Here is a 7,663-nt window from a genome sequence, read left to right on the forward strand (position 1 = left end):
CACCCGCCCTGCCCGGCCCCGCCTGGATCAACAAGCCCAAGACCGAAACACAGAACGAGGACGCCACAGAGAAGTCGACACAGAATTAGCCCAGCTCAACTGCCTTGATCAAATTGACAGGTACCGCAGACACAAAAACGCCCCGGAGCGAATTCGCTTCGGGGCTTCTTCGTACTGGTCACTTGTGGTGGTCAGGGGCGGGGTCGAACCGCCGACCTTCCGCTTTTCAGTCTTTGATGTGGCTGCGCGCACGCCCTGCGGGCGTGAAAATCGGGGGTGGTTGCCCGCCGACGTCGAGTCCGCCTGGTGCCTGGTCGAGGCCGGTTTTCAGTCTGACGCCGGGAGCCGCCTGAAGGGGCCCTGGATTGTCGCTTCGAGCACGAGAGCCCGGCTCTTGACTTCCCCTACCGGCTCCCTGGGCAACCACCCATGCTGGCCACGGAGGAGACGAGGGATATAGGTGCAAGAGACCAACGAGCCGCTGGAGCTCGTGGAGCGGGTCGCCGCGATCGACATCGGCAAGAGCGGCCTGGTGGTATGCGTACGCGTACCGAGCGAGGACAAGCCCGGACGGCGGCGTCAGGAGGTGCGCGAGTACACCACGCTGACCGCCTCCCTGCTCGCGCTCGCGGATTGGCTGCGCTGCCAGAGCGTCACCCTGGTGGCGATGGAGGCCACGTCGGATTACTGGAAGCCGGTCTACTACCTTCTCGAAGCCGAAGGCTTCACCTGCTGGCTGCTGAACGCCAAGCACGTCAAGAACGTGCCCGGCCGCCCCAAGACCGACAAGTTGGACGCGGTCTGGCTGGCCAAGGTCGTCGAACGCGGGATGTGCCGGCCCAGCCTGGTGCACCCCAAGCCGATCCGCCAGCTGCGCGACCTGACCCGCTACCGGCGCAGCCTGGTCCGCGAACGCACCCGCGAAAAGCAGCGTGTGGAGAAACTGCTGGAAGATGCACAGATCAAACTGTCCAGCGTGATCAGCGACGTCTTCGGCGTCTCCGGCCGCGAGATGCTCCAAGCGCTGATCGACGGCCAGCGCGACCCCAAGACCCTTGCCCAGATGGCGCGCGGCCCGATGCGCTCCAAGATCCCTGCGCTGCAAGAGGCGCTCACCGGCCACTTCACCGACGAGCACGCCTTCTTATGCCAGCTGATGACCGACCGCATCGACGACCTCACCTCTCGGATCGAGGCCGTCTCCCGCCGGATCGAGGAAAAGATCGCCCCATATGCCGCTGCGGTCGCCCAACTGGATGAGATCATCGGCGTCGGCGCCATCGCCGCCCAGGAACTCATCGCCGAGATCGGCATCGACATGAGCCGTTTCCCCACCGCTGGCCACTTGGTCTCCTGGGCCAAATTCGCCCCGATCGACAACAACTCCGCGGGCAAGAAGAAAGGCGGCTCCACCGGCAAGGGCAACCCCTGGCTCGCCGCCACCCTGGCCGAGATCGTCGCGGTCACCTCCCGCTCCAACACCTTCCTCGGTGAGCGCTACCGGCGACTGTCCAAACGCCGCGGACGAAAACGCGCCATCGTCGCCCTCGGCAACTCCGTCCTGACGATCGTCTGGCACTTGCTGTCCGACCCCACCGCCCGCTACCACGACCTCGGACCTGACTTCTACCAGTCCCGCATCGCCACCCAGCGCCGCGAACGTGACCTCATCCGCCAGCTCGAACGCCTCACCGGCAAGACCGTCACCTTGCAAGAAGTCGCCTGACCACACCCGATCTCCCGGAACCTGGCCGACATCACTGGCCGAGGTTCGCTGCCGCCTGCCCACGAACTCACCGATTTTCGAGCCAGGCGGACCAATCACCCTGGTCGGGTAGCAGAGACCGTGGTCAGAGGGTAGTGGACGGTAGCCGAGGTGAGTCCACGTGTGAGGACGTTGCTGTCAACGCTGCTGTCACCCTATTCCTCTGGAACCGTGGTCGGTCGCACCACATGATCGCTTAGAGATAACATCGGCCTGCCTCGTCCGCCCCATGCCAAGGACGTCGATGTCCCATCTGATCGAACGCCTCCCGGACACAGTCACGGTCTGGTCCTTCAACTTTATGATCATGGACCTCGACGGGGCCAACGGGCAGCCGGAAGGTGCCGAGGATCTTTGGGAGCTCTCAGACCGAGCCAACCCGACAGACTGGTTCCTCACCACCGCGAATGTCGCCATCGTCACCAGCCAAGCGAATTCCTGGCACGTCATCGACGTCACGCTAGAACTCTGGGACGGGCGACCACCCGCCGACGATGACCAGTGGACCAGGAGCGAGACGGCAGAGCTCTACTCCAGCTCGGGCAAATTGCAAGTGATCGGAGTCCACGGTCACTCCTCCGGCAACCTCATAGACCTGCGCGATCAAGCACGTAGCTGGTTCGTGCGCGCAAGCGTCCGCCCAGGCCCTGGTGCCCGGTACCCCAGAGAACGGCCTCCCGAAGGACTGGAGGCATACCGGCTGCAATTCTGGCCCACACAGCCCTCACCTTCTGTTCCGTAGCCGGAAGAAGATCGTCTACTCTTGTCCCTCAGCGTCTCTTCCTGCCTGCTCAGCGGGCTGATTGGCTTGATCGTCTTCTGTCGACGTCTACGGCCGTCTCGGAACGCAGTTAGCATCCGCGTTAGCAAGATCATCACCCGGCGCACCGAGGCGGCTTATCGCCCCCACGGGGATGCGCGATGAAGGCGATGGCCAACATGCTTTCCCCTCTGGCGTTCTTGCTCGGACTGCGATTCCATAACGCCCCTCATAGGGATGGCGGCGGTGATTGAACCAACACGACGGCCGTGGCGCCCATCACCATGGACCGTCGAACGCTGCGGCCCCCCGAGCTGTGCGAACAAGCCATGTGGATCTCCTCATGGTTGTAGGAGCTGGCCGACGGTTGCGGAACCTCCATCAGCGTGGAGGTCCATTGAGCCGTCATTGATCGAACCCCCATGGGGGTTCGATCAATGACGAGCGCCTACCGCTCGCGAGCGAGGCGGTTCGATGCGTTCACTGCGGTGGTCTGCCAGCCCGTACCGATGGGAGCGGAGACAAGGTGCTCGGTGGTGGTCGCTTGCCGACGTTCGGAGTTGACATCTCGCCGCTACCCCTGGCCGCAGGGCCGAGCGGCCAGGGGTAGCGGTCAACGCCGCGGCAGCAGGCGAGAACCGGGGCGTCCGGTCAGGCCGGGTTCAGTTGCCATTGCTGGTTGGCCCCGCCGTTGGCGGCCCACTGCACGACCTGCGCCCCGTCGCTCGTCGCCGCACCGGAGACGTCCGCCACCAGTCCGCTGCCGTAGCTGACGATGGTGTAGTAGCCGTTGCCGGTGGATCGCAGATACCACCTCTGGTTGGTGCCGCCGTTGGCCGTCCACTGCTGCAGTTGCAGCCCGGCCGTGCTGCTGCCGCCGTTGACGTCGAGCACCTTTCCACTCGGGACGTACTTGAGGGTGTAGGAGCCGTCGGAGGTCGTGGCGATGGTCCAGGTGGCGGTGCCGCTCTGCTGGACCACCTTGGCACCGTCCGCGGTGGAGTTGCCCGCGACAGCGAGCGGCTTGCCGCTGTTGCGGTTGACGATGCGGTAGTTGCCCGGTGCGGGTCCGCTTCCGCCGAGGTTGAAGTACTCGACCGCGTCGCTGAACGTCGTGGCGCCCGACTTGGTGGTCGTCAGTACCAGGTACACCCGTGAGCCGCTCGCCGGTGTGGTGAAGGTGACCGGCTGGGTGACCCGCGAGCCGAGCGGGACGGTCAGGGTCGTGCTTCCGGACGCGACGACCGCGCCGTCCGGCGCGTCGAGCCGCGCCGTCCAGGTGAAGCCCACCGAAGTGTCGGCGAAGTCGTCGTTGAAGACGGTGATGTTGCGGGTGACCGTGGCGTTCCGGGCGTAGGTGGGCACGGCCTGCGGCAGAGGGAAGGTGCCGTTCGCGTCCGAGGCGCCGGAGGCCGACCAGAACGGCAGGTCGACCGCGGCCACCGGGTTGAACGCCGCCTGCACGCGCTGGATCTGCGGGTTGCTCCAGGGGTCCGGGAGGTTGTCCGCGCCGTAGATAGGGTGACCGCCCTCCTCCGGGGTGAAGTCGGTGCTCCGCACTCCGGGCACGACGCTGGCCCAGGCGGACAGCAGCGTGTACGGACGCAGGTCGGTGGCGTTCTTGCCGCGCTTGGCCAGGGTTGCCGTGGCGAACCACTCGAAGCCCTGCTTGTTGTTGCATGCCGGCCAGATGTACTCGCCCTCGCCGTCGGGCCGCCCATTCACGGTGATCAGGCCCTCCCCGTACCTGCCGAAGCCGTCGACGTAGTGCGAGATCACCGCGAAGTTGGCGTACGTCATCCCGGGATACATGTTGAGATTCGCGCCGACGCCCAGCTCGACAATGACCGGCCGGGTGCCGTCGGCGCCGTTCATCGCCGCGTACAGGTCCTTCTCGAACTGTTCGGAATCCTGGCCGCTCTGGTTCGGCTCGTTGTTCTGACTCCAGCGGATGACCGCGGGGTGGTTGCGGTCGCGCAGGACCAGCGCACGGGCGTGGTTGACCATGTTGTCGTGCCCGGAGATCCAATCCTGCCCGGACTGGGAGCCGCGGATCGCGACCTCGTCGATGATCATCAGGCCCATCTCGTCGGCGACATCCAACATGTACGGGCTGGCCGGCTCCTGGTGGATGCGCACCACGTTGTAGTTGAGCCGCTGGTAGTTGTCCACGGCCTGCGGCCAGCCGCCGTTGCCCGACGAAGGCGGAAGGAATCCGGGCAGCGTGTCGAAGGCGTCGCCCTTGCCTCCGTTGTTGATCCGGTCGTAGTCGGCACCCTGGAGGTTGTCGCCGCGGAAGTTCACGCGCACGCCGTTGAGGTAGTAGTACTCACCGTTCTGGGTGGCCTCCCGGAACCCGAACCGGTACGTGGCGTCGCTGGTGTGCCCGTCATCGGTGTCGGCATGCACCGTCAGCCGGTGCAGCTGCGCCCGGTACCCCGACCGGTACGGCACGTTGGGCCACCAGTACGAGGTGCTGTCGAGGTTCCACGCGACCGGCCCGACGGTCACGGTCCCGGTCGAGTGGGCCGCCACGGTGACCGTACGGCTGGGCAGTTCCGGGTAGCTGAAAGCCGTTCCGTTGTTGGACGACAGCGCCCCGGTCAACGTCACCGACCGGGAACTGCCCGACGTGTTACGCACCGACACGTCGTAGCTCAACGTCTTGTTCGCCACCGACGTACGCACGAATGTGTCGCTGACGTACACCGCCGGGTACACCCGCAGGAACGCCGAACGGTAGATCCCCTGGGGGACCGCCTCGGACCACTCAGCGGCGTCGGGCACCAGGTACCGGCCGTTGGATGCCTTCAACGCGCCGCGGCCCTTCACGTCGACGCTGAGCGTATGAGTGGTGCCCGGGGCGGCGTAGGCACTGATGTCGAACTTCGACGGAGTGAAGGCCGTGGTCTGCGTCGCGACCACCCGGCCATCCACCGACAACGTTGCCTGGTGGTTCACGGCGCCGAACTCGATCCACGCCGACTGCGGCTGCCCCGAGTCCGGCACCGTCACCGTACGCGAGTACACCGCCTGGGACACATCGGTGAACCCCTGCTTGTACCAGCCACCTCCGGGCACCTTGATCGACGTCGTCGACCGGCCCGCCGGAGTGAAGCTCCACGTCCCGGCCAGATCGACCGAGGCGACCGCGGCATTGCCCGCGGTGAAGCCGTCGAGGTCTCCAGCGGCGGCGGCGACCGACGCGGTGGACTTCGACGCGGTGGATTCCGACGACGCTGACCGCTGTGCCGCCACAGCCGGCTGACCCCCGATCAACGCGACCAGCAAGGCCGCCACCACAGCCGGCCACCTGCTCGCCGTACGTCGAGGACGGGAGGAGGGATCGCTCCGCTTCATCGGTAATCCTTTCGGGTGAATCCCGTTTGTGAGGCACTTCCCGGGTCCGGCCGCCCCTCCGCGGGCGCCACCGCCCGGCCGTTCAGGCCGTCGCCGTTCGTCGGCGAAAGCCGACGGCTTGAGGGGGCATCCTGTCTCCTCGTAATGGGAGCGTCGTATCGGTTCGACGGCATGGCCGAACATCACGAATAAGGCCCAAACTCCCACCTGTCAATGCTCAGGGTTCCACAGAGATCAAATCACTTCGGCCGTCTGGCTCCCATCACGCCTGATGAGATCACGCGGTCCTAGACGTCGTGTAATTTTCAGGCAGCGTTGGACGCCTCGAACACGGTTCCAAGATCGAGAATCGGCATGCTCAGGACCATCCAGACCTGTGTCGAACTTTCACAGTTAAACGGATCGATTCGATGCCTTCGGGCGCCTGGTAGAGGAATGGGCCCACCTACGGCCCTACGCCAGCAATGACGAACGGACCGATGCCCTCGGAGACTTCCTGCACCGCTACAACAGCGGCGACAGCGGTTGCGTCTTCACCGCCGAACTCGGGCGACCGTTGCGTCCACAACACGTCGGCGACCAGTTTTCCTGCTCGCCTGCCAGGCAGGGCCCCCGCTTACGGCATGCGGAGTTCGACCGCACGCCGGGCTATGCCGGTGAGGGACCGCCGAAGACGAGTTCGCCATCAAGCTGGCTATACAGCTCCAACTGGTCGTAATAGATCCGATGAATGATGATCTTGTCGTTGCCGACGGAGCAGGGAGCGGGCACGGTGGTTGTTAGGTGTTGGCCTGCATCTTTCGGCACTGGGCCGCCCGACCGACGCCCTGCCCCCGGCCGAACAGGCCGTCATCCTCTACCGGGAGCTGGCCGAGCGCTACCGCCTCCACCTCGCCCGCTCGCTGTCCAACCTCGGCATCACCTTCTCGGAGCTGGGCCGCGCAGCTGAGGCTTCACAAGCTCATCAGGAAGCAAACCGTCTCATGCCACCTGGTGCGGCATCAGATCCGGAAGATTAGCAGGACCTTGCCCACGTTGCCCGATGGCAAGGCCCGACGCAGGAGGGCCGCGGCAGCCGATCGCCCTGGCCACCTATGGCGAGAAGCGAAGTGGGCGATCGTCACGGCGTTCAGTGGACTTCTGCTGACCTTTCGGGCGCGCGGGGCGGTGCGTGCCCGGACCGGCCGAAGAGCCGCAGCCGGGCACGCGGCCGTCCGGCGCGCCCGGCGGGCCGCGGAGCGGGCCGCCTTTAAAACCGTAGAGAAAGTTCTCATCCAGCAGATGATCCCGTGCCGGTGATCTTGCTGAGCGCTCCGGTTGTCCTACCGGGCTCGGCCCTGCAGTAGCGCCTGCCACAAGGCGTCTCCATCTCGGATACGCATGCGATGGGTCTCGTAGACCTCATCAGTGGCAAGGTTTGTGCGCCGCAGGAAGAACTGTCCACCTGCGGCGCACAGTTCGTGGAAGACCATCTCGCAGTGACAGGTCCAGGCAAGCGTTCGCTGTCGTGGCTCCATGCGGGCCTTGAACCAGGTCAGCCGTGTGTGGTTCGGCTCTGGCTCAGGAAGGTGTGGAGACAGGCAGTCGCTCATGTGGGCTGGCCGGCCGAAGCGAGAGGGATGAGCGCCCATACCGTGCGCCCGCCTTCGTCGGAGCAATCGTCAATACCTGTGGATCAAGATCTTTTAAGCGGCTTTCTGGGAGTCTTCGATCGTTGGTGAGTCCTCGGGGCGTTCGACGAGCTTGCCCTTGCGGAACTTCGCCCCGGCGCGGACCAG

At 65.4% G+C, this 7,663-nt stretch carries 4 protein-coding genes; 3 read left to right on the forward strand and 1 reads right to left on the reverse strand.

Annotated elements, in window-relative coordinates; all coding sequences use genetic code 11:
- Window positions 1-460: 460 nt before the first annotated feature.
- A complete protein-coding gene (locus ACTWPT_RS59195; RefSeq protein WP_443186339.1) occupies window positions 461-1,726 on the forward strand; it encodes an IS110 family transposase in 1,266 nt (421 codons plus the stop codon).
- A gap of 283 nt (window positions 1,727-2,009) precedes the next feature.
- Window positions 2,010-2,507: a hypothetical protein gene (locus tag ACTWPT_RS59200; RefSeq protein WP_443186340.1), complete on the forward strand. Its 498-nt coding sequence runs from the start codon at window positions 2,010-2,012 to the stop codon at window positions 2,505-2,507.
- A gap of 669 nt (window positions 2,508-3,176) precedes the next feature.
- On the opposite strand, the gene ACTWPT_RS59205 is transcribed toward ACTWPT_RS59200, so the two are convergent.
- Complete coding sequence (locus tag ACTWPT_RS59205; protein WP_443186341.1) at window positions 3,177-5,885, reverse strand: RICIN domain-containing protein; 2,709 nt, start codon at window positions 5,883-5,885, stop codon at window positions 3,177-3,179.
- A gap of 776 nt (window positions 5,886-6,661) precedes the next feature.
- On the opposite strand from ACTWPT_RS59205, the gene ACTWPT_RS59210 reads away from it, so the two are divergent.
- A complete protein-coding gene (locus ACTWPT_RS59210) occupies window positions 6,662-6,904 on the forward strand; it encodes a tetratricopeptide repeat protein (RefSeq protein ID WP_443186342.1) in 243 nt (80 codons plus the stop codon).
- The last annotated feature ends 759 nt before the right edge of the window (window positions 6,905-7,663 follow it).

It is taken from the genome of Nonomuraea sp. 3N208 (genome assembly GCF_052245935.1).
GTDB lineage: Bacteria > Actinomycetota > Actinomycetes > Streptosporangiales > Streptosporangiaceae > Nonomuraea.